At 58.1% G+C, this 21,373-nt stretch carries 19 protein-coding genes; 13 read left to right on the top strand and 6 right to left on the bottom strand.

All coding sequences use genetic code 11. The features are described from left to right. Positions 1-154 precede the first annotated feature (154 nt). From tsf to ABRP66_RS04195, 4 genes are all read left to right on the top strand, one after another. Entirely contained in the window at positions 155-967 is an 813-nt protein-coding gene (gene tsf, locus ABRP66_RS04210) for a translation elongation factor Ts (protein ID WP_284769594.1), read from the top strand. A 229-nt stretch (positions 968-1,196) separates the two neighbouring features. Next, positions 1,197-1,883 (top strand): UMP kinase, encoded by a 687-nt coding sequence (pyrH, locus tag ABRP66_RS04205; RefSeq protein ID WP_284769800.1) that lies wholly within the window; start codon positions 1,197-1,199, stop codon positions 1,881-1,883. Positions 1,884-1,953: 70 nt separating this feature from the next. Next, positions 1,954-2,511, top strand: a complete 558-nt coding sequence (frr, locus tag ABRP66_RS04200; RefSeq protein ID WP_284769595.1) for a ribosome recycling factor — start codon at positions 1,954-1,956, stop codon at positions 2,509-2,511. A gap of 123 nt (positions 2,512-2,634) precedes the next feature. Further along, positions 2,635-3,513 carry a phosphatidate cytidylyltransferase gene (locus ABRP66_RS04195; RefSeq protein ID WP_284769596.1) on the top strand — a complete coding sequence of 293 codons (879 nt, stop codon included), beginning with the start codon at positions 2,635-2,637 and terminating at the stop codon, positions 3,511-3,513. A 109-nt stretch (positions 3,514-3,622) separates the two neighbouring features. On the opposite strand, the gene ABRP66_RS04190 is transcribed toward ABRP66_RS04195, so the two are convergent. Further along, positions 3,623-4,024: a LapA family protein gene (locus ABRP66_RS04190; protein WP_284769597.1), complete on the bottom strand. Its 402-nt coding sequence runs from the start codon at positions 4,022-4,024 to the stop codon at positions 3,623-3,625. Between the two features lie 104 nt (positions 4,025-4,128). Here ABRP66_RS04190 and rlmN point away from each other — a divergent pair, with 104 nt between their 5' ends. Continuing rightward, positions 4,129-5,241, top strand: a complete 1,113-nt coding sequence (gene rlmN / locus ABRP66_RS04185) for a dual-specificity RNA methyltransferase RlmN (RefSeq protein ID WP_284782162.1) — start codon at positions 4,129-4,131, stop codon at positions 5,239-5,241. Between the two features lie 179 nt (positions 5,242-5,420). On the opposite strand, the gene ABRP66_RS04180 is transcribed toward rlmN, so the two are convergent. Beyond that, entirely contained in the window at positions 5,421-5,909 is a 489-nt protein-coding gene (locus ABRP66_RS04180; protein WP_284769599.1) for a DUF2631 domain-containing protein, read from the bottom strand. A 138-nt stretch (positions 5,910-6,047) separates the two neighbouring features. Here ABRP66_RS04180 and dxr point away from each other — a divergent pair, with 138 nt between their 5' ends. The 5 genes from dxr to map all read left to right on the top strand — a co-directional run bounded on the left by dxr (position 6,048) and on the right by map (position 12,652). After that, entirely contained in the window at positions 6,048-7,208 is a 1,161-nt protein-coding gene (dxr, locus tag ABRP66_RS04175) for a 1-deoxy-D-xylulose-5-phosphate reductoisomerase (protein ID WP_284782161.1), read from the top strand. 13 nt (positions 7,209-7,221) lie between these two features. Beyond that, entirely contained in the window at positions 7,222-8,430 is a 1,209-nt protein-coding gene (locus tag ABRP66_RS04170; protein WP_284769601.1) for a M50 family metallopeptidase, read from the top strand. A gap of 178 nt (positions 8,431-8,608) precedes the next feature. Next, on the top strand, positions 8,609-9,772 hold the full coding sequence (ispG, locus tag ABRP66_RS04165; RefSeq protein WP_284782159.1) for a flavodoxin-dependent (E)-4-hydroxy-3-methylbut-2-enyl-diphosphate synthase: 1,164 nt from the start codon (positions 8,609-8,611) through the stop codon (positions 9,770-9,772). A gap of 94 nt (positions 9,773-9,866) precedes the next feature. Beyond that, positions 9,867-11,717, top strand: coding sequence for a penicillin-binding transpeptidase domain-containing protein (locus ABRP66_RS04160; protein WP_349838376.1), 1,851 nt, complete (start codon positions 9,867-9,869; stop codon positions 11,715-11,717). A gap of 65 nt (positions 11,718-11,782) precedes the next feature. Beyond that, on the top strand, positions 11,783-12,652 hold the full coding sequence (gene map, locus ABRP66_RS04155; RefSeq protein WP_284784337.1) for a type I methionyl aminopeptidase: 870 nt from the start codon (positions 11,783-11,785) through the stop codon (positions 12,650-12,652). Positions 12,653-12,769: 117 nt separating this feature from the next. Here map and mtr read toward each other — a convergent pair whose 3' ends face one another. Both mtr and ABRP66_RS04145 read right to left on the bottom strand, forming a co-directional pair. Continuing rightward, positions 12,770-14,170: a mycothione reductase gene (gene mtr / locus ABRP66_RS04150; RefSeq protein WP_284782153.1), complete on the bottom strand. Its 1,401-nt coding sequence runs from the start codon at positions 14,168-14,170 to the stop codon at positions 12,770-12,772. 35 nt (positions 14,171-14,205) lie between these two features. Next, positions 14,206-15,243, bottom strand: a complete 1,038-nt coding sequence (locus ABRP66_RS04145; protein WP_284851988.1) for an alpha/beta hydrolase — start codon at positions 15,241-15,243, stop codon at positions 14,206-14,208. 285 nt (positions 15,244-15,528) lie between these two features. Here ABRP66_RS04145 and mqo point away from each other — a divergent pair, with 285 nt between their 5' ends. Then, positions 15,529-17,025 (top strand): malate dehydrogenase (quinone), encoded by a 1,497-nt coding sequence (gene mqo / locus ABRP66_RS04140; protein WP_284782151.1) that lies wholly within the window; start codon positions 15,529-15,531, stop codon positions 17,023-17,025. A 110-nt stretch (positions 17,026-17,135) separates the two neighbouring features. On the opposite strand, the gene ABRP66_RS04135 is transcribed toward mqo, so the two are convergent. Further along, positions 17,136-18,491 carry a protein adenylyltransferase SelO gene (locus ABRP66_RS04135; RefSeq protein WP_349838375.1) on the bottom strand — a complete coding sequence of 452 codons (1,356 nt, stop codon included), beginning with the start codon at positions 18,489-18,491 and terminating at the stop codon, positions 17,136-17,138. 1 nt (position 18,492) lies between these two features. Further along, positions 18,493-19,317: a PhzF family phenazine biosynthesis protein gene (locus ABRP66_RS04130; protein ID WP_349838374.1), complete on the bottom strand. Its 825-nt coding sequence runs from the start codon at positions 19,315-19,317 to the stop codon at positions 18,493-18,495. A gap of 66 nt (positions 19,318-19,383) precedes the next feature. On the opposite strand from ABRP66_RS04130, the gene ABRP66_RS04125 reads away from it, so the two are divergent. Both ABRP66_RS04125 and ABRP66_RS04120 read left to right on the top strand, forming a co-directional pair. Further along, the gene (locus ABRP66_RS04125) at positions 19,384-20,565 is read left to right on the top strand and encodes a sensor histidine kinase (RefSeq protein WP_349838373.1); all 1,182 of its coding nucleotides are present in this window, start codon (positions 19,384-19,386) and stop codon (positions 20,563-20,565) included. After that, positions 20,558-21,319 carry a response regulator gene (locus ABRP66_RS04120; RefSeq protein ID WP_284769609.1) on the top strand — a complete coding sequence of 254 codons (762 nt, stop codon included), beginning with the start codon at positions 20,558-20,560 and terminating at the stop codon, positions 21,317-21,319. Before ABRP66_RS04125 ends, ABRP66_RS04120 begins: the two co-directional genes overlap by 8 nt. Positions 21,320-21,373 lie beyond the last annotated feature (54 nt).

Raw genomic sequence — 21,373 nt, 5'->3', positions numbered from 1 at the left:
TATGCTGGAGGCGGCTAAAATTAGCCTCAGTACGACCGCATTGATGAAGGCAAAATGGGGTAGATTTCCCCACCCAAAGACGGCGCGAGACCGCTACTTCGGCTACGCTGTCTCAACGAACACTGATTGATTTTCAAGGAGGATCGCCCTAACTATGGCGAACTACACTGCTGCAGACGTGAAGGCACTGCGCGAAGCAACTGGCTCCGGCATGCTCGATTGCAAGAAGGCCCTGGAAGAAAACGGCGGCGACTACGACAAGGCCGTTGAATTCCTGCGCATCAAGGGCGCTAAGAACGTGTCCAAGCGTGCTGACCGCGAGGCTACCGAAGGTCTCGTTGCCGTATCCGGCAACACCATGGTTGAGATCAACTGTGAGACCGACTTCGTGGCAAAGAACGAAGGCTTCCAGTCCTTCGCTAACAAGATTGTTGAAGCTGCAGCCGCAGCCAAGGCTAACTCCCCGGAAGAACTCAACAACGTAGAGATCGACGGCCAGAAGGTCTCCGAGTTCGTTGACCAGGAATCCGCAAAGACCGGTGAGAAGCTGCAGGCACGTCGTGCAGTCACTGTCGATGGCGACAATGTTGCTGTCTACCTGCACCAGCGTTCCGCTGACCTGCCTCCTGCAGTCGGTGTCTTGGTTTCCTACGAAGGCAACAAGGAAGGCGCACACGCTGCCGCACTGCAGATTGCAGCTATGAACGCTGAGTATCTGAAGCGCGAAGACGTTCCTGCAGAGATCGTCGAGAAGGAGCGCTCCATCGCTGAGGCCACCACTCGTGAGGAGGGCAAGCCTGAGGCTGCTCTTCCAAAGATCGTGGAAGGCCGCCTGAACGGCTTCTACAAGTCCGTTGTCTTGCTGGAGCAGGCTTCCTTGTCCGATAACAAGAAGACCGTCAAGCAGGTCGCAGAAGAGGCCGGCACCACCATTACCGGCTTCGTCCGCTACGAGGTTGGCGCTTAAGTTTAAGCCCGCTTTTTAGCCTTTAAAGCCCACGGGAGGAATATCCTCTCGGTGGGCTTTTGTGCTGTCTAGGGACACTGGGGAAGCGGCGGCTGCTGGCCTATGGTGCAGTGTGGGGAAGCGGCGGCAGTGTAGGTAAGATGGAAAAGAAATAAAATCAGCCCGCGCAAAAGGAGACGATGAAGGCGTGACTTCTGCAGACGAAAAGCGAACCGGATACAAACGAGTAATGCTGAAACTCGGCGGCGAAATGTTTGGCGGAGGCAAAGTCGGAATTGACCCGGACGTTGTCGAAAATGTAGCTCGCCAAATCGCTGAAGTAGCTGAGCAGGGGATCGAAATCGCCGTGGTGATCGGCGGCGGCAACTTCTTCCGCGGAGCAGAGCTCTCGCAGCGCGGCATGGATCGCGCCCGCTCTGACTACATGGGAATGCTGGGCACAGTCATGAACTCGTTGGCCCTGCAGGACTTCTTGAAGCAAAAGGGCGTTGATTGCCGTGTGCAAACGTCTATCAACATGGCGCAAATCGCCGAGCCGTACCTGCCGCTGCGCGCTGACCGACACCTAGAGAAGGGCCGCGTGGTTATCTTCGGTGCCGGCATGGGCATGCCGTATTTCTCCACGGATACCACGGCCGCGCAGCGCGCCTTGGAAATTGGCGCCGATGTGCTCTTCTTGGCCAAGGGCGTTGATGGCGTGTACTCCGATGACCCACGCACGAACCCGGATGCGGAGCTCTACACCCAAATTACTCCGCGCGAGGTCATTGAAAAGGGTCTCAAGGTTGCCGATGCAACCGCCTTTAGCCTGTGCATGGACAATGACATGCCGATCTTGGTCTTCAACCTCCTAGAAGAGGGAAATATCGCCCGCGCGGCCAGCGGCCAGGTTATCGGCACGCTGGTGCAGTCCTAATTCTAAAACGACACAGAACCTGCTACCTTTTATACAGCTACCCCTCAACGTTGAAGGATGATTCAGCCTCATGATCGATGACATTCAGCTCGAAGCCGAAGAGCACATGACCGCTTCCGTCGAGCACACCCGCGAGCAGCTGGTGACCATTCGTACCGGACGCGCGAACCCGGCGATGTTCAACGGGCTCATCGCGGAGTACTACGGTGCGCCGACGCCGATTACTCAGATGGCTACCATCTCTGTCCCAGAGCCGCGCATGTTGCTCATCAAGCCATACGAGCAGTCCATGATCCAAGAGATTGAAAACTCCATCCGCAACTCGGATTTGGGCGTTAACCCCACCAACGACGGTCACGTACTGCGTGTGACCGTTCCCCAGCTGACCGAGGAACGCCGTAAGGAAATGGTCAAGCTGGCTAAGAGCAAGGGCGAGGACGGCAAGATCGCAATCCGCAATATTCGCCGCAAGGCCATGGAACAGCTGAAGAAGCTCCAAAAGGATGGCGAAGAGGGCGAGGATGAGGTCCTTGCCGCAGAGAAGGAAATGGAAAAGATTACCGCTGGCTACGTCGAGCAGATTGACAAGCTAGTGGAAAACAAGGAATCCGAATTGATGGAGGTCTAGGACTTTTCCGCTGCCGCCGCGCCCAATCGGCCGGCGGCGCTTTTCTATACGTAGTATTTTTGTATAGGAAATAGACAAGCCCCGCGACGCGCATACAACGCCAAGTGAAAGGAGCCGGTCACGGTGAGTGACGCCTTGAACCGCCGATTGCCGCAGCCGAAAAATGGTCCCGGCCGTGACTTGCCGGCGGCTATTGGAGTAGGCGTGGGGCTCGGCGCCCTCGTCGTCCTCGCCGTCTGGGCTGGCCCCTTGGCTTGGTATGCGGTGGTAGCAGTCGCGGTCGGCGGGGCCATGTGGGAAGTTCTTACCCGCTTGCGGGAGAACTCGTACTATATCCCGCGCACCCTGTTAATCATTTTGGGTCAAGCCATGGTGTGGATTTCCTGGCCGCTTGGCGCGCCCGGCCTCGTGGCCGTATATGTCACAGCAGTCCTCATTTTGATGTTCGGCAGGCTTTTTCATAACGGTCGGCATCGCCCACCCATTAATTACCTGCGGGACATGTCCGTCGGTATCTTCGTGCTGACGTGGATTCCGCTTTTCGCGACCTTTGCAGCCATGCTGTCGCTGATTTCTTCCCCAGTGGCCAGCGGCGCCGCTTCCATCGTAGTCTTTATGTTGTGCGTGGTCGCCTCTGATACGGGTGGCTATATCGTTGGTGTGATGTTCGGCTCGCACCCCATGGCACCGGCCGTGAGCCCGAAGAAGTCCTGGGAGGGCTTTTGCGGCTCCATAGCCTTCGGCGTCATCGTTGGGGCGCTTTCCGTCCACTTCCTCTTGCACCACTCGGCGTGGGTAGGTGCTTTGATGGGCCTTGGCCTTGTTATTTGCGCTTCGCTGGGTGACTTGGTGGAATCGCAATTTAAACGAGAGCTGGGCATTAAGGACATGTCCCACATTCTCCCTGGGCACGGCGGCCTTATGGACCGCCTTGATGGCATGCTGCCCTCTGCCATGGTTACTTGGGTGGCCATTAGTTTTATGGCAAACCTTGCGGTCTAATCCGAGCTGAAACCACCGCGTGTCAAAGGGGGCTGAATATAAAACCGCCGCTTCCCACTGCATTGCTGGAATAACGTTCCGAGGCAGGAGAAAGCGGCGGTAGGGCTATTTAGCCTTGGGCCTGCTTGCGCAATTGGCGGCGCAATTCCAGCATGCGCCACACACCTACAAGCGCCATGATGAGCGCGCCGCCGATGGTGAACATCAAGTAGGCAATGCCCGCCGGGAACTGACCCGACCAGCCGAGGAAGTTCATTGGAACTTCTTGCTGGTTTTGCAGAATGAAGATGATTAATACGATCAGCAAGAGGAAGCCCACGATGAGCGCTGCCCAAGTGCTAGCGGCGAATGAGCCTTGGGCTTTTTGTGGGGCGGAAGCAGGCTCAGTGGTGCCGGTGTCGGTGGAGACTTCCTTGCTTCCGGTTTCGGTCAGAGCGGCATTATCTTCTGCCGCGGTGGCCTTATCATCGGAGGTAGAAAAGTCATCTTCAGGGTATTTCGGATTGGTCATATGTCCATTATTTCTGTAAACCCTTCCAAAATTCCACTTGGCTATAAAATGAGGCGTTCACAATTGGAAAAGTTCCGGTAAACCGTGGAATGATGGGCATCATTATGGCTCAACCAGTAAAACTTAACTTCTCCGCGCCGCGGCGCGGACTGCCACCGAAGCACTTTGCGGATCTCTCTGAAAGCGAGCGCATTGATAAGCTCGCAGAAATCGGTCTACCTAAATTCCGCGCTAAGCAAATAGCTAAGCACTACTACGAGCATCTCACGGACGATGTCGAAGAGATGACGGATATCCCCGCCGGCAAGCGCGAGGAGGTCAAAGACGCCTTCTTCCCTGAGCTCATGAAGCCTATTCGTACGACTTCTACGGATGATGGGGAGACCACTAAGTCCTTGTGGCGCTTGCACGATGGCACCCTTTTGGAGTCTGTCTTGATGCGGTACCCCGGCCGCGCTACCTTGTGCATTTCTTCTCAGGCTGGCTGCGGAATGGCCTGCCCGTTTTGCGCCACCGGCCAGGGCGGGCTAGACCGCAACCTTTCTACCGGCGAAATCGTCGAACAGTTCCGTCATGCAGCCGCGGCGATGGCAGCCGAAGGCGGACGCTTATCCAATGTTGTCTTCATGGGGATGGGCGAGCCGCTGGCAAATTACAAGCGTGTGGTTCAGGCGGTGCGCCAGATTACCGGCCAAGATGGGACGGGCTTTGGGCTCTCGCAGCGCAATGTGACCGTATCCACCGTGGGTTTGGCACCTGCCATTCGCAAGCTTGCGGACGAAGACCTTGCCTGCACGCTTGCAGTGTCGCTGCACACTCCGGATGATGAACTGCGCGATAACTTGGTGCCGGTCAATAATCGTTGGTCCGTTGATGAAGTCCTCGATGCCGCACGGTACTACGCCGATAAATCCGCCCGCCGTGTATCTATCGAGTACGCCCTCATCCGGGATAAGAACGATCAGGATTTCCGCGCCGATATGCTGGGCCGGAAGTTGCACCAGAAACTTGGCTCTAAGGTGCACGTCAACGTGATCCCGCTTAACCCGACACCGGGTTCAGAGTGGGACGCAGCTCCCCAGGCACGCCTCGATGAATTCGTGCGCCGCGTCCAGGCGCAAGGAGTGCCGTGCACTGTGCGCGATACTAAGGGCGATGAAATCGCTGCAGCCTGTGGCCAGCTTGCCGCCGATGAGCGAGAAGACATGTCGGCCTAAGCCAGAACCGGCAGGTCGCCACAGCCACCTAGGCATAGTCTGAAAGTACCTAGGTGGCTTTGTCTTTAGTATTTGCGGGTGTTGGCGTATGCGGGGCAGCACAACTACACGCCCGGCAAACCACAAAACCGCCGGGCTTCCTCGCAATGAGGAAGACTCGGCGGTTTTCGTAGCTAGGATTACAGCGCGTGCTTGCCGGTGCTTACCTCGGCAGCATCGGAGGCAGAGTCAACACGCAGGTGGGATACGCGGGAAGGCTCGATATTCAACGCGCGCAGCTGGGAGTCGGTCAACTCGGTGTAGGCACCGGAAACGGTCTTCTGGTCATAAATCCAGTCACGTTCTTGGTGGTCGGCCGGCTTATTATTAGAGGTGATGGTGCGCACCTGGTTGAGCTTCGGCTCGAAGGTGAAGATGAGCAGGCCCACAACCAGAAGGACGGTTAGGGTGACGAGCCAGACGGTCTCCACGTGGCCCTTGTGGTTACCAAAGTTGAAACCAATCATGAAAATCACGGAGATCCAACCCGCGATTTGCACACCAGAGCGGCTGATGCGGGACCAACCGAAGCCTGCGGATGGAACATCTTCGGTAGAAACACCGTCATAAACCTGCGGTACCGGCTTGTGGGAAGACACTTGCTCTCCTTCGCTATCGCGTGTGTCCATTATCGAGGGGCACACCAATGCCATTTGACTGCCTACTATTTTAAAACATCGTGGCTGCAAAGGCGATTAAACACCCCCGCCTTCTTGCCCGGCTCCACCCCATAGCAGGGCTACATAAATGACCGCTAGGGTAGAGGGGTGACTACTCAGCGAATACTTATTCTCGGCTCCACCGGCTCTATTGGCACGCAAGCATTAGAAGTAATTGCGGATAACCCCGATAAGTTTGAGGTCGTGGGCATTGCTGCGGGCGGTTCTCATCCGCAGCAGATCATTGAGCAGGCCCGCGCCTTCCACCTTTCGTTTGACCACATTGCCGTGGCCCAACCTGCGGCGGCTGCGGAGGTTTCTGCGGCTTTAGGCGGCACAGTACTTTCTGGCGATGGTGCGGCGGAAGAGCTGGTGCGCTCGGTTCCTGCCGATACCGTGCTCAACGCCCTAGTGGGCTCCCTCGGGCTCAAAGCCACCCTGGCAACGGTGGACATGGGCGAGTACCTCGCACTAGCGAATAAGGAGTCCTTGGTTGCCGGCGGCACTTTGGTCACGAAATCCGCGCGGCCAGGTCAAATCATCCCCGTGGATTCGGAGCACTCTGCGATGGCACAATGCCTGCGCGCGGGCGAAAAAGGCGAGCTGGCCAAGCTCGTTCTCACAGCCTCGGGCGGCCCCTTTCGCGGTCAGACGCGTGAGCAGATGTGGGACGTTACCCCGCAGCAAGCCGCGCAGCACCCCACGTGGTCCATGGGGCAGATGAATACGCTGAATTCCGCCACCTTGATCAATAAGGGGCTCGAGCTCATCGAGGCGACTCTGCTTTTTGATATTGAGCCAGAGCGCATCGAAGTCACGGTTCACCCGCAGTCGGTCATTCACTCGATGGCCACCTTTAAAGACGGCTGCACTATCGCCCAGGCTTCTCCGCCATCGATGAAGCTGCCCATCTCCCTAGCCTTGAATTGGCCCCAGCGTGTACCGGGGGCGCAGCCGGCCCTCGATTTTTCCCAGGCGCATACGTGGCATTTTGAGCCGCTTGATGATGCCGCCTTTCCCGCCGTATCCCTCGCCCGCGAGGCTGCGGCGAAGGGGACGGGAGTGATTTATAACGCTGCCAATGAAGAGGCCGCGGCGGCCTTTTTGGCCGGGCGTATCCACCTCCCAGAGATTGTTGATGTCGTAGGCGAGATCCTCGGGGAATCTTCCCAGTTTGCTGGTGTAGTCTCTACCCTCGATGAAATCCTCGCCGTAGAAGGTGAGGCTCGCAGGCGTGCGAATGCGCGCATTGACCGTTTAGCTGACTAGAAAGCTTTCTTTAATGGCAAATTTGCTGGGCATTGTGTTGTTCGCCCTTGGCATTGGGCTGACCGTGGCACTCCATGAGGCGGGGCATATGTTTACGGCCCGCGCCTTTGGCATGCGGGTGCGGCGGTATTTTATCGGCTTTGGCCCGCGCATTTTCTCCTTCCGTAAGGGGCATACCGAATACGGTCTCGCCGCGTTTCCGGTGGGTGGATTTTGCGATATCGCCGGGATGACCGCGCAGGATGAATTCCTTACGGAGGAAGAAAAGCCCTATGCGATGTATAAAAAGCCATGGTGGCAGCGCATCATCGTCCTTGCAGGCGGTATTGGGGTCAACCTGATCCTCGGTTTTGTCATCTTGTATTTCGTGGCGATGACGGCTGGGCTACCCAATCCCGATGCCGATGTGCGCCCGCGGGTGGGGGACGTAGTCTGCACCGCAGACCAAAAAGAAAACCAGGAGCTGGAATCGTGCACTGGCAACGGGCCCGCTGGTAAGGCCGGTGTCCAGGAAGGCGATATCATTCTCGCGCTTGATGGCCAGCACCTGGATTCCTTTACGCAATTGCGCGATGAGGTAATGCAACGTCCCGGCGAGACCGTGACGCTTACCGTAGAGCGCGACGGCGCGGAAAAAGACTTCTCCATCGAATTGGAAACGGTCAAGCGCCTGAATCAACAGGGCGAATTGGTGGATGCCGGATCGATCGGGCTGAGCAATGAGGTCCTCGACATCGTCGAGAAGTATTCAGCAACACAGGCGGTTCCTGCAACGTGGCATTTCACCACCTATTCGCTCGAGGCCACGGTGGAGGGAATCAAACAATTCCCCGCTAAGGTACCGGGCGTGGTGGCCTCCATCTTTGGTCACGAGAGGGATGTGAACGGGCCGATGTCCGTAGTCGGTGCGTCGCGGGTTGGTGGCGAACTCGTGGAGCGTTCCCTGTGGGCATCGTTCTTCATGATGCTGGCGACGCTGAATTTCTTCCTCGCTATTTTTAACCTCATTCCGCTGCCGCCCTTTGACGGCGGCCACATCGCGATCATCTTGTATGAGAAGATTCGCGATGGCATTCGCAAATTGATGGGCAAGCAGCCGCTGGGTCCTGCCGATTACACCCGGCTTATGCCCATCACCTATGTCATGGCGGCCCTACTTATGGCGCTGGGCGTAGTGATCATCATCGCGGATGTGGTTAATCCGATCAGACTATTTGGCTAGGTTCGTTAGCCGTTGTTCCCGCCGCGCGGCGTGAGTAGAGCGCCCAACGCTTAGCGCACGTGTGCAGCGCGAGCGGGCACTTTAGCGCTTAACCATCTAGTGCTAGAGTGGGGACGTTCAACACTTATTGTGCAATAACATTTAGCAACGAGCCACGAGCTAGAAATAAGGAGCATTCATGTCTAGTCCTATCGGTCTAGGAATTCCTGACGGGCCTCCGCCAGTATTGCACCCGCGCCGGAAAACGCGGCAAGTGCACGTAGGCCCAGTGGGCGTTGGTTCTGACTACCCAATTTCGGTGCAGTCGATGACTAATACCAAGACCCACGACATCAATGGCACCCTGCAGCAAATCGCACAGCTTACTGCCTCTGGCTGCGATATCGTGCGCGTGGCCTGCCCTAAGCCGGTGGATGCGGAGGCTCTGCCGACCATCGCCAAGAAATCCCCGATCCCGGTCATTGCGGATATCCACTTCCAGCCCAAGTACATCTTCCAGGCCATCGATGCTGGCTGCGCGGCAATCCGCGTCAACCCCGGCAACATCCGTGAATTTGATGGCCGCGTTAAGGAAGTGGCGAAGGCCGCTGGCGATGCGGGAATCCCCATCCGCATTGGCGTCAATGGCGGTTCGCTGGATAAGCGCCTGTTGGAAAAGTACGGCAAAGCCACCCCAGAGGCGCTCGTGGAGTCCGCTATCTGGGAGGCGGGCCTGTTTGAGGAGCACGGCTTTGGCGATATCGCCATCTCAGTTAAGCACTCTGACCCAGTCCTGATGGTGGAAGCCTACCGCCAGCTGGCCGCGCAGACCGATTACCCACTGCACTTGGGTGTGACGGAAGCGGGCCCGAAGTTCATGGGCACCATTAAGTCTTCCGTTGCTTTCGGCGCCCTTTTGGCAGAGGGCATTGGCGATACGATTCGCGTCTCGCTATCAGCTCCGCCTGAAGAAGAGGTCAAGGTGGGCGATCAAATTCTGCAGTCTTTCAACTTGCGCCCGCGCAAGCTGGAAATCGTGTCTTGCCCGTCGTGCGGCCGCGCGCAGGTGGACGTGTACAAGCTGGCGGAAGAAGTTACCGCCGGCCTCGAGGGCATGGAATTTCCCATCCGCGTTGCCGTCATGGGTTGCGTTGTCAACGGACCTGGTGAGGCCCGTGACGCCGACCTAGGCGTGGCGTCCGGTAACGGCAAGGGCCAAATCTTCGTCAAGGGCGAAGTGGTGCGCACCGTGCCGGAAGACAAGATCGTGGAGACCCTCATTGAAGAGGCAATGCGCATTGCAGATGAGCAAGGTATCGAAGCCGTGGATGGCGCCAAGGCCGATGTTCGCGTGACGCAGTAAGCAGCTTCCTTCCACGCGGTAGTTTTTAAGGACTGCCCTGCACTTCGGTGTGGGGCAGTCCTTTTTGCTGCGTGCGCTGCTAATGTGCCAAAGCATGAAGAAGTTATTCGCACTGGTTGCTACAGTCTCGTTTGCTGCAACTGGTGTGGTTGCTTGTACCCCTAAGCCCGTATCTGCAGAGCCGGTGGCAGAAGAGTTCATTGAAGGCATGGAGAGCCGAAATAACGAGGGCTTGGAGGAGCTTACAGATTCCCCCGATGACGCCACACAGGCCCTCGATGCTACGTACTCGGGTTTGCAGGCAGAGGGTCTCGATATTGAGCTCGAGGGGATAAAGCAGAACGAAACCATGGCCACGGCGGATTATAAGGTCAAATGGGATCTGCCCAAGGAACGCAGCCTGAGCTATACCACGCAGATGACCTTGACCAAGGCCGAAGATGAATGGACGGTGCGGTGGAAGCCCAGCATAATTCACCCGGACTTGGGCGCGCACCAGCACTTGGAGCTGCGCGCCTTGGAAGCTACGCGCGCCAGCGTCGTCTCCTCCAATGGGGTGGAGCTGATGAGTCCTGGGCTGAATTACCGCGTCATCGTGGATACTAGCTCGCTTTCCGATGTCCGCCCCACGGCCTCCAAGGTCAGCAGCGCCCTAGCTGCGGCGCACCGCGAGGACGATTCGATCGCGGAGGTAGACGCCAAGGATCTCGCCGAAAAACTAGAAAAGGCAGATTCTGCCTATTCGGTGGGGCTTTATACAGAAGAACAGGAGTCTGTCATCCGCGCCAAGATGGAGGGGATGGACGGCGTTCGCATTAATGAGGAACCCGCGCTGGTGACCCGGGACCGCGGCCTTGCGCCCGATCTCTTATCTCGCGTGCGTTCGGCCGTCAATGACGAGCTCGACGGCGAGACAGGTTGGTCCATCGCCGTCGTCAATGAAAATGGTGCGGCGCTTTCCGATGTCGAAAAGCATGCGCCAGAGGCCGCTCCCTCAATCAAGGTTGGACTCGATTATGACGTCCAACGCGCGGCCCAAGAAGCGGTGGATCAGCGCTCGGACGCCCAGGCCATGCTGGTAGCAATCCGGCCTTCCAATGGCGATATCCTGGCGGTGGCGCAGACCGAAAAGGCGGACGAAGACGGCGACGTCGCCCTGCAAGGCCAATACCCGCCGGGCTCGGTTTTCAAGATCCTTACCGCCGCTGCAGGTGTGGAAAAGCAAGACCTAACCACGGATACCATCGTTCCGTGCCCCGGCACGATGAATATCTATGGCCGCGTGGTGACCAACTACAACGCGTTTTCGCTCGGCAATGTTCCGTTAAGCCAAGCCTTCGCCCAATCGTGCAACACCACCTTCGCCGATATTTCTACCAAGCTGGCACCCGGTGAGTTGAAGGAAACCGGCAAGAAGTTTGGATTTGGGGTGGATTATGAAATCCCCGGGCTCACCACCACTACCGGCTCGATTCCGGAGGGTAAGGAAGTACTGGAGCGCACCGAAGCCGGTTATGGTCAGGGCTACGACCTCGCTAGTCCGTTCGGCATGGCTTTGGTTTCTGCTTCTGTGGCGGCGGGAAAGACCCCAACGCCGAAGCTTATTGAGGGCCGTGAGACCAAGGCATCGGATAAGCCGGCGCAGATCCCAGAGCACGTGCTGAATAACGTGCGCGGCATGATGCGCCAAGTGGTTACTAGCGGTACCGCCCGCGGCATGCAAGCAGGCGGAACCATCTACGGCAAGACTGGTGAGGCCGAGATTAATGAAGGCTCACACGCGTGGTTTACGGGCTACCGGGAAGAAGACGATATCGCCTTCGCCACGCTCATCGTGCTGGGCGGCGGCTCTGAATCTTCGGTAGCCATCACGGATAATTTCCTGCAGAAGTTGGATGAATACCGTTCGCGCCCCAATGATGGCCCAGCACCGATGGTGGAGTAAGCCGCGGCCTCGGACGCGGTACCCGGATACTGCGCTAACCGGTATGAGGACTACCATGGGCAATTATGAGTACTCGTGGAAAATTGAAGCCAGGTAAACCAACCCCCATCCGGCCGGTGCCAGATGACATCGAGCGCCCGGAATACGTGTGGAAAGACGAGGTACAAGAGGCCATCGGCGAGCCATTTGTACAGTCCCCCGAAGTGATTGAGAAGATGCGGGAGGCCTGCAAGATTGCGGCCAACGCGCTGAAGGAAGCCGGCAAGGCGGTAAAGCCTGGCGTAACGACGGATGAGGTCGACCGCGTGGCGCACGAGTATATGTGTGACCACGGTGCGTACCCGTCCACCCTGGGATACCGGGGATTTACCAAGGGCACCTGTGTATCGCTTAATGAAATCGTCTGCCACGGCATTCCGGATACCACCGTGATTGAAGAGGGCGACATCGTCAATATCGATGTCACTGCTTATAAGAATGGCGTGCACGGCGATAATAACGCTACCTTCTTGGCCGGTGACGTATCTGAGGAGCACCGACTATTAGTAGAGCGCACCAAAGAGGCCACGATGCGCGGCATTAAGGCCGCAAAGCCGGGCCGTGAGATCAACGTTATCGGCCGCGTTATCGAGTCTTATGCCAAGCGCTTTGGCTACAACGTTGTACGTGATTTCACCGGTCACGGCGTAGGGCCCACCTTCCACAATGGGCTGGTGGTCTTGCACCACGATTCCACCACGTACCGCGATATCTTGGAACCGGGCATGACCTTGACGGTAGAGCCGATGATTAACCTGGGTTCGCTGGATTACGATATTTGGGATGATGACTGGACCGTGCAGAACCGAGACGGTAAGTTCACCGCCCAGTTCGAGCACACCTTGGTCATTACAGAGGATGGCAATGAAATCCTGACCATCCCAGATGAGGATTAACCGCTGCGGCCCTTCTTAAAAGGCCCGAGGCACAGCGAAAGCCGCCTCCTTTTTCACTCGCGTGAATTACTGCGCGAGGGTCGGGGAGGCGGCTTTAGCTATGGGGCCTTTGGGGCTTTAGTCCCACTCGAGACCCAAGATGGCGTTTTCTACGACCTCAGGAAGAGCTGGGTGGATCCAGTACTGCTTGCGGGCAAAGTCGCGCAGGTCGATCTCGTAGGTCATTACGGTAATCAGCTGCTGGATCAGGGTGGAGGACTGCGGGCCCATCAAGTGGGCACCGAGGAGCTGGCCCGTCTTGCGGTCCGCAATCAGCTTGCAAATACCCGTGGTATCTTCCATGGCCCAGCCGTAGGCCACATCGCCGAAGTTCTGAATCTTCACGGTGACATCGAAGCCCTGCTCCCGAGCTTCTTCTTCCTTCAAGCCCACAGTAGCGATCTGTGGGTGGGTGAAGATGGCGGCAGGAACGTTGTCGTGCGGAAGCTCCTGCAGATCCTCTGGGTGGAGCAGGTTGTGCTGGATGGTGCGGGCTTCGGCATTGGCAACGTGCTTGAGCATGTAGGGCGAAGAGACATCGCCAAGCGCCCATACGCCCTCTGCATCCGTGAGGCCATGAGCATCGGTGGAAATGCGGCCATTGTCCAGTAGCTTGATGCCGGCGTTGTCCACATCCATGAGATCGCCGTTCGGCTTGCGGCCAGTGGCGACCAGGATCGCATCTGCCTCGAGGGTATCGCCATTATCGAGCTCGAGCTTCACACCCTTGTCGGTTTCTTCCAGCTTGGTGCCATTAGCAATCCGCACATCAAAACGCTCGCGGGCAAGCTCGTTGAAGCGCGAGGAGAGATCGGAATCGAGGTGGCGCAGCAGGGTTTCGCTGCGGTTGACCACGGTGACCTTGGTGCCGAGGCCATCGAAGACGTGGGCAAACTCCATGGCGATATAGCCGCCGCCTACGATGATCAGGCTTTCTGGTTGGCGGTCCATCCGCATGATGTCTTCGTTGGTGTAGTACTTCACGCCGGAATTGGCGTAGACCTCAGGGATTACCGGGCGGGAGCCAGTAGCGACGACGATCTGGTCGGCGCTGATGACGTGATCGCCGGTCTGGATGGTCTTAGGGCCAACGAAGCGAGCGTGCTCATCGTAGACGGTGATATTTGGGGTCTTGTCACCGCGGCGGTAGTCCTCGCCGCTTTGGGCGATCTGGTCAATGCGGTTGTGGAAGACGCGCTCCACGATGGAGCTCCACTCCACGTTGTTGACCTGGGCATCAATGCCGAGGCGCTCGCCTTCGCGGGCGGCGAGGGCGACATCGGCGGCGTAGACGTACATCTTGGTGGGGATGCAGCCGACGTTCAAGCAGGTGCCACCGAAACGGCCCTTTTCGATGATGGCAATCTTCTTATCGTGAAAGTCGCGGTTAGCAATGGAGTTGCCGGAACCGGTGCCGATGATGATGAGGTCGAAGTGTTCCTCTGCGGCAGGAGTATTTGCTGTATCAATTGTGGTCATATCTGTACCTTAATTCATGTGTCCAATTCGGGTATTTATGCTGGTGTAGGGGCTTCCACGATGGTGGGAAGCCACGCATCGCACGCTGCGAAGGCCTCTTCTAGGGGGTGGGGGAGGGATAAAAAGACATCGTGGCGCGCGCCTTCGATGGAATACAGCGTGTAGTGCGCGTCGAGCTCTTTTGCCCACCGCCGGGTCTGGGCGACATCGATGATGCAATCCGCATGATTGACCGCATCGCAGTACGGAGTTCCCAATAGGGAGCGGGTAGATTGCAGCGTCAATACGGGGACTCCGGTGTTAATACGGCCGCTGTGAATGGCATCGAAACCGTGGAATACGGCGGCCAACCATCCGATATATTTTTTATGCCCGGCTAGGGGTTTCATGCTGAGGTCATAGTCCCACTCGCCGTAGTAATCACTGTGCACCGATTCGCCGTAGGCAGTGAGGTTGCCCCCAAACAAGGCGGTCTTGGGTGCAATTTTGGCGGTGGAATATATGACAGGCTTCAGCGCGGAGACTGCCCAACCGGGAACGCCCATCATGTCGAGCCAAGGGCTATTGAGAATCAGCCCCTTAAGGCGGGAGAACCGCTCCGGATCATGGCGGCGTAAAAAGTCCATCCATAGCGGCGCAATCAGGCCACCGGTGGAGTGGGCCATAACGATTACCTTGTCATTCGCAATGGCATCGAGGGCCACGGAAAGATCCGCGTTGTATAAGAACAAATCTGAAACGTAGTGCCAGGACTGGCCCGGGCGATGCGAGCGGCCGCATTTGCGCAGATCGACCGCATAAAAGTCATAGCCTTGCGCCGCAAAGTGTTCTGCAACGTGTGAGTGAAAGAAGTAGTCAGTCATCCCGTGCAGCCACACCAGGGCCGGGCGGGAAGGCGATGAAGAATCGGCAGAGCCCGCCGCCCCGGAGCCTTCGCTTGATCCTGGTGCGTAATGGACGAGGGTGGTGACAACGTCCCCCTCGCCATCGGGATCGGGGCCAAGGTCGAGGGTGGCTGATTGAAAATCGGGGCCGAGGATATCGGGCCCCCATGACGGAGTTGCTGTAGCCATGACACGAGTCTAGTCAACTCTAGGGGTTCGCTACGGTAGCTGCGTGACCTGCCATTACTTCCACTCAATGTGAAGTGTATTACACGGCGTCCTATAATGTGGCGGCCAGGGTGGGGGAGAAAAACCAATCGAGTGGAGAAAAGCGTAAGGTAAGGCGTTAATGCGTGACACATCGGCAGGTTGGCTGTGCAAAACAGTCGCGGTGTGGGGCGCAAAGCGCTTAAAATATATGGTGCAGAACGCGCCGATGTATATAAATTTTCAATTCGAAGAGGTTATAACACAGTGTCCTCAGCAAAGAAGACAGCACAAGTTGTAGATGAGGTCGATGTCGCACTGGTTGGTGCCGGCATCATGAGCGCCACCCTGGGCGCTATGCTCCGCGAGTTGGAGCCCAGCTGGACCCAGATGATCTTTGAGCGCCTTGATGGCCCCGCCCTGGAATCCTCCTCTCCGTGGAATAACGCTGGTACCGGTCACTCCGCCCTGTGCGAGCTCAACTACACGCCAGAGAAGAACGGCCGCATTGATATCTCTAAGGCCATTGCCACCAACGAGAAGTTCCAGAAGTCGCGCCAGTTCTGGTCCCACCAGCTCAACAACGGCATCCTGACTGAACCTAGCGAGTTCATCAACCCAGTCCCACACGTGTCCTTCGCTCAAGGTGAAATCCAGGCGGACTACCTGAAGCGCCGCTACGAGGTGCTGAGTGAAAAGCACATGTTCCCCGGCATGCAGTTCTCTGATGACGAATCCACCTTCGCGGAGAAGCTGCCGCTCATGGCTGACGGCCGCGACTTTTCCAATAAGGTCGCTATCTCTTGGACCGAAGTCGGAACCGATGTGAACTTCGGCGCCCTGGCCAAGCAATTCCTGACCGCTGCGCGCGCATCTGGTACGGAGATCCGTTACGGCCACGATGTCTTCGATATCGACCGTGATGGAAATGACTGGAAGGTCTATTCCAAAAATAAGCACACCGGCGATATCACCGTGGTGAAGGCGAAGTTCGTCTTCGTCGGTGCCGGCGGCTACGCCCTAGACTTGCTCCGCAAGGCAAAGGTGAAGGAAGTGGCAGGATACGCCGGATTCCCCATTTCCGGTCTCTGGTTGCGTGCCAAGAACCCGGAGCTCATTGAGCAGCACCAGGCCAAGGTCTACGGTAAGGCTGCAGTGGGTGCTCCTCCGATGTCCGTGCCGCACCTGGATACCCGCGTTATCGACGGCGAGAAGGGCCTGCTGTTTGGCCCGTACGGCGGTTGGAGCCCGAAGTTCTTGAAGAAGGGTTCCTACCTGGACCTTTTCAAGTCTATCCGCCCGGATAACATCACCTCCTACCTGGGTGTTGCGGTACAGGAATTCGGCCTGACCAAGTACCTCATTGATGAGGTGCGCAAGGACTTTTCTGACCGCGTCGAGTCCCTTCGCGAATACGTCCCGAATGCGAAGGAAAGCGACTGGGAGACCGTGATTGCCGGTCAGCGCGTACAGGTCATTAAGCCTGCAGGCGCACCGCGTTTCGGTTCCCTCGAGTTCGGAACCGCATTGGTCAATAACCAGGAAGGCAATATTGCCGGCCTGCTCGGCGCTTCCCCGGGTGCTTCCATTGCCCCAGCCGTCATGCTGGAGCTGCTCGAGCGTTGCTTTGGCGAGCGCATGATTGACTGGAGCGATAAGATTCGCGAGATGGTCCCGTCCTACGGCATGAAGCTGGCCAATGATGAGGACTTCTACAACGAGATGTGGGAATACACCCAGAAGACGCTGAAGCTGGAGCGCTAAACACCCACCCTTCGGCTTTGGGCTAATTCCTGGCCCCTGCCCTCCGTGCAAAACCTATTGCGCGGAGGGCTTTGTGATGCCCAACCCCTGAATTCGGAGTTGTTAGAAAATTAGGTGCCGCAGTAGGTAAGAAAACCTGCAAGCCCATCCGGATCGGGTTGTTCGTAAGACGGATTCGGCTGCCACGGATGGGTCGCGGCGTGGAGCAGATCAGTAAAGGGCTGCATATCGCCTGCCTCAGCGGCGCGCAGTGCGGCTTCGACGGCCATATGGCGGGGAATGACCCGGGGCATGGCAGCATCCACGGCATCCGGGGAGGGGTGAGTGGCTAGATAGCTATCCATGAAGTCCGTGTCTGCGAAGAGTTCTTGGGCAGGAAGGGTGCGGCCGCGGGCGGCATCGGCAAGCGCACGGTGCGCCAGCGTGATATCCGGCCGGTAAAGCTGCATGGCAGTAAAGTAGGCCGAGGCTACCTCGGTGGAGGTATCGAGGGCGCTTGCCAGATCGCTGCGGCGCTGGGAGGCGAATTTCTCCTGAAACCCATTGATGGTTTCTTGCGCGAAGTCGACCCCGGCATTGATATCGGCATCGAATAGCGGCACCAGTGATTCCGCGAGCCGGGCGAGGTTCCAGCCCAAGATCGCTGGTTGATTGCCAAAGGCATAGCGTCCCTGCTGGTCAATGCTGGAAAAGACCGTATCGGGTGAGTAGGACTCCATAAAGGCACACGGGCCATAATCAATCGTTTCGCCGGAGATGGTGGTGTTATCCGTATTCATCACCCCGTGGATAAAGCCCAAGCGCATCCACGAAGACACGGTGGCAATCTGGCGGTCCATGACACCTTGGAAAAACTCCCGGTAATCTGCCCCAGGGTAGTGGCGCGCTATGGCATAGTCCGCGAGGTCTTGGAGGTGGCCAGACTGCGCGGCATAGTGAAAAGTTCCGACCCGGATATGGCTTGCCGCCACGCGGACCAGGACGCCAGCCGGCTGTACGTGGCCGCGCTGGATGGGACGGCCGGTAGAAATCACAGCAAGCGAGCGGGTGGTGGGTACGCCGAGGGCGTGCATGGCCTCAGAAACCAAGTACTCGCGCAGCATGGACGAGAGGGTGCCGCGGCCATCGGCACCCAACCGCGAATAAGGGGTAAGCCCCGTGCCCTTGGCGTGGAGATCCCAAAGTTTTCCGTCTTTGTCCACCTCGCCCAAGAGCATGGCCCGGCCATCTCCCATCTGTGGGTTGAAGGAACCGAATTGGAAGCCGGAATAGGCCATGGCATGCCCGCCGTCGCGGCCTAAAAGGAAATCCAGGCCGTCTGCAGAGCGCAGCCAGTCAGTATCCAGGCCCAGCTGCACTGCCAGCTCTTCATTGAGGACTACGAGCTTAGGATCCGGTTGTTCTTCGCCGTGGGTTGCCGCCACAAATTCCGGCAGGTGATCGGCATAGTCGTGGTGTAGGTGCATTTTAGACCTCCAATTGTCCTTGCACGCGGATGTGGACGCGGCCACCGACCCAAATATCGGTGCCGTCATCGTGGATAAAGACCTCGCCGTTTCTTCCCAGCTGGCTGCCCTGGCAGGCGGTGTAGCGGGCGGGAACCAGCCCGCGCGAGCGCATGAATTGCGCGGCCCCGCCGTTGAAAGAGCCGGTGACGGGATCCTCGAATTCTGCGGTAAACGCGCGCACTTCATAGGCAGCGGAGCCCGCGTCTGCGGCGCTATCACGCATTCCCACCACGCCCACCTTGGGACGAGTGGCAGCGGGCTGAACCGCGCGCACGGCCGCGGCATCGCGCAGCTGTATAAGCCGCCAGCCGGGCCCATTATCCACCCAGGCGGAATCAAGGACGTCTGCTTCCGAGATATTCAATCCCGCACAGGCCTCTGCAAGCTCAGCACTGCTCAGTGGCCCACTAGCGCGCAGAGGCGGGGCGGCAAAAGAATAAATACCCTCGTTCTCGCGCACGGAGACCAACCCCACCCCGCATTCCTGCACTATGGTGCCTTCCTTCTGAGGTTCATTGCTGAGCGCCCGCCAGATGGCGGCGCTACCCAAGGTGGGGTGGCCGGCGAAATCAAACTCCTCGTGCGGGGTAAAAATGCGCACGCGATAGTCCGCCGCGGGATCGGTGGGCTCGAGCAAGAACGTGGTTTCAGAAAAATTGGTCCAGTGCGCGATGGCCTGCATCTGTTGCGTCGAGAGCCCATCGGCATGGGCCACGACGGCGAGCGGGTTACCGGAAAACGCCGAGGTGGCAAAGACATCGACTTCAAAGAACTGGAGTTGCATGCCAGCCAGTCTAGTCAGCCCTGAGGATGAGGCCGGCGGGTTAGCTTCTGCGCTAGCCTTGCCCTTATGTCTAAGCTTTGGCCGGATCGTCTGCGCGACTGGATTGGCCCGCCGTGGCGAATCCTCATCCCCGTGTTCTTCGGCGTGCTTTTGCCCAACGCCGCGAACTTTTTGCACACCGATTCACCCTTCCAGGCCATCGTGGCGGTCTTGTACACCGTCGGCATTCCGCTCGCGCTGTGGCTGCATCCCAAGCTGCAAGAAAAGTCCATTTTCTTCATCGCCGGCACCATGACGTTGTGCATTTTTACGCCCTTGGCCTCCCTGGCGAACTTCCACGCCCCGATTTTCGCCTACACGGCTTTTCTCATTGGCACGCACTCGCGCAAGCGCTTGCGCTATATCTGGCTTGCATGGATTGCCCTGGGCTCCCTGGCGGGAACCACCGCAAGCCTGTTTGGTGAAAAGGTCTTCGCGGGCAGCGATATCGGCTTGGGCGATGCGACCATGAGCCCGCTGCTTGCCTATGCCGGCACGGTCTTGCTCGGCTGGCCGGTCCTCGGCTTTTTCTACTTGCTCGGCACCAATAACCGGAAGCGCCGGGAGGGCCAACAGCTGCTCATCGAGCGCGCGGAGATGGCCGGCGCCGTGGAGCGCAACCGCATCGCCCGCGAGATGCACGATATCGTCGCCCATAACCTCGCCGGGGTCATTGCGCTTGCCGATGGCGCCCGGTTCGCCGCCGCAAAAGACCCCAAGGTAGCCACGGAGGCGCTCGATACCATCGCCTCCACCTCCCGCGAATCCCTAAAACAGATGCGTAGCCTGCTATCCGTCTTGCGCGAAGAAGACGCGCGCGGGGAAACCAAAGCCCCAGGCACCTCAGACATCGCAGGCCTATTTTCGGAGGCCCGGCGCGCCGGCTTCGATATCACCGTTTACGGCATGGAAAAGCTACCCGCCGATAGCGACGAGCTTTATCAATTCACCATCTACCGCATCGTGCAGGAGATACTGACGAATATGCTGAAATACTCGAGCCAGAACAGGGGAACTCTGCGCTTTCGCAGCGATAAGTCGACGCTCACTATCGAAGGGTACAACCCCATGGCGCAGCCGGACGAGGACCACAGTCCCGGCTATGGGCTCATCGGGATGGAAGAGCGTGTGAAGGCCTATGGTGGCAGTGTGTCCACCAAGGCCGAGGATGAAACGTTTGCAATCACCGTGGAGATACCGCATGTCTAATCCGGAACAGGAACCTGAGCCCATTCGCATTGCGCTTGTCGATGACCAACCGCTCCTGCGCGCCGGGTTCGCCATGCTGATTGGCTCGCAGGAGGATATGAGCGTGGTCTGGCAGGCCTCCGACGGCGATGAGGTACTGGACCTGGCGCGGCAAGAGCCCGTCGATATCATCCTCATGGACGTGCAGATGGCGCGGGTCAATGGCATTGCGGCCACGGAGGAAGTGCTCCCTGAATTCCCAGATACCAAGGTCATCATGCTGACCACCTTCGATGATCACAACTTTGTCCACGGCGCAATCTCTGCCGGGGCATCCGGATTCTTGCTCAAAGACGTCGAACCCGAGGAGCTGCTCTCAGCCATTCGCACCGTGCACTCAGGCGAGGCCGTGCTCTCACCGCGCATTACCGCTCAGGTGCTCCAACAAGTCCGCAGCGAGGAGGGTGGGGACAGCAGGAAGGCGCACTCGGCTGCGCACACCGCTGCGGATGCACAGCCAGGCGCCACCACCGCGACGGCTCCGCCGTCCGCGGAACTTACCCCGCGCGAGATGGATATTTTAAGGCTTATGGCGCTGGGGTATTCCAATACCGAAATCTCTGAAGAGGAGTTTGTCTCTATGGCAACGGTCAAGACCCACGTGCGCCACGTGCTGACCAAGACCGGGTCGCGCGACCGCGTCCAGGCCGTGCTGTATGCCTATACCCATGGGGTGGTCACCGTGGAAGAGCTGCTTTCTCATCCCCAGGGATGAACGGCTAAATCCGCCTCGAGGATGGTTACATCGCGCCGGGAAAACGACACGATA

Source organism: Corynebacterium sp. KPL2680 (assembly GCF_040225675.1).
Taxonomy (GTDB): Bacteria; Actinomycetota; Actinomycetes; order Mycobacteriales; family Mycobacteriaceae; genus Corynebacterium; species Corynebacterium rhinophilum.
Note: the sequence above shows the minus strand (reverse complement) of the source record. Positions and strands in the feature narration are given on the sequence as shown.

Coding starts and splice junctions, on each gene's coding strand:
- tsf (WP_284769594.1), top strand. CDS start 155: ATGGCGAACTACACTGCTGCAGACGTGAAGGCACTGCGCGAAGCAACT.
- pyrH (WP_284769800.1), top strand. CDS start 1,197: ATGCTGAAACTCGGCGGCGAAATGTTTGGCGGAGGCAAAGTCGGAATT.
- frr (WP_284769595.1), top strand. CDS start 1,954: ATGATCGATGACATTCAGCTCGAAGCCGAAGAGCACATGACCGCTTCC.
- ABRP66_RS04190 (WP_284769597.1), bottom strand. CDS start 4,024: ATGACCAATCCGAAATACCCTGAAGATGACTTTTCTACCTCCGATGAT.
- rlmN (WP_284782162.1), top strand. CDS start 4,129: ATGGCTCAACCAGTAAAACTTAACTTCTCCGCGCCGCGGCGCGGACTG.
- ABRP66_RS04180 (WP_284769599.1), bottom strand. CDS start 5,909: ATGGACACACGCGATAGCGAAGGAGAGCAAGTGTCTTCCCACAAGCCG.
- ABRP66_RS04170 (WP_284769601.1), top strand. CDS start 7,222: ATGGCAAATTTGCTGGGCATTGTGTTGTTCGCCCTTGGCATTGGGCTG.
- ispG (WP_284782159.1), top strand. CDS start 8,609: ATGTCTAGTCCTATCGGTCTAGGAATTCCTGACGGGCCTCCGCCAGTA.
- ABRP66_RS04160 (WP_349838376.1), top strand. CDS start 9,867: ATGAAGAAGTTATTCGCACTGGTTGCTACAGTCTCGTTTGCTGCAACT.
- map (WP_284784337.1), top strand. CDS start 11,783: ATGAGTACTCGTGGAAAATTGAAGCCAGGTAAACCAACCCCCATCCGG.
- mtr (WP_284782153.1), bottom strand. CDS start 14,170: ATGACCACAATTGATACAGCAAATACTCCTGCCGCAGAGGAACACTTC.
- ABRP66_RS04145 (WP_284851988.1), bottom strand. CDS start 15,243: ATGGCTACAGCAACTCCGTCATGGGGGCCCGATATCCTCGGCCCCGAT.
- ABRP66_RS04135 (WP_349838375.1), bottom strand. CDS start 18,491: ATGCACCTACACCACGACTATGCCGATCACCTGCCGGAATTTGTGGCG.
- ABRP66_RS04130 (WP_349838374.1), bottom strand. CDS start 19,317: ATGCAACTCCAGTTCTTTGAAGTCGATGTCTTTGCCACCTCGGCGTTT.
- ABRP66_RS04125 (WP_349838373.1), top strand. CDS start 19,384: ATGTCTAAGCTTTGGCCGGATCGTCTGCGCGACTGGATTGGCCCGCCG.
- ABRP66_RS04120 (WP_284769609.1), top strand. CDS start 20,558: ATGTCTAATCCGGAACAGGAACCTGAGCCCATTCGCATTGCGCTTGTC.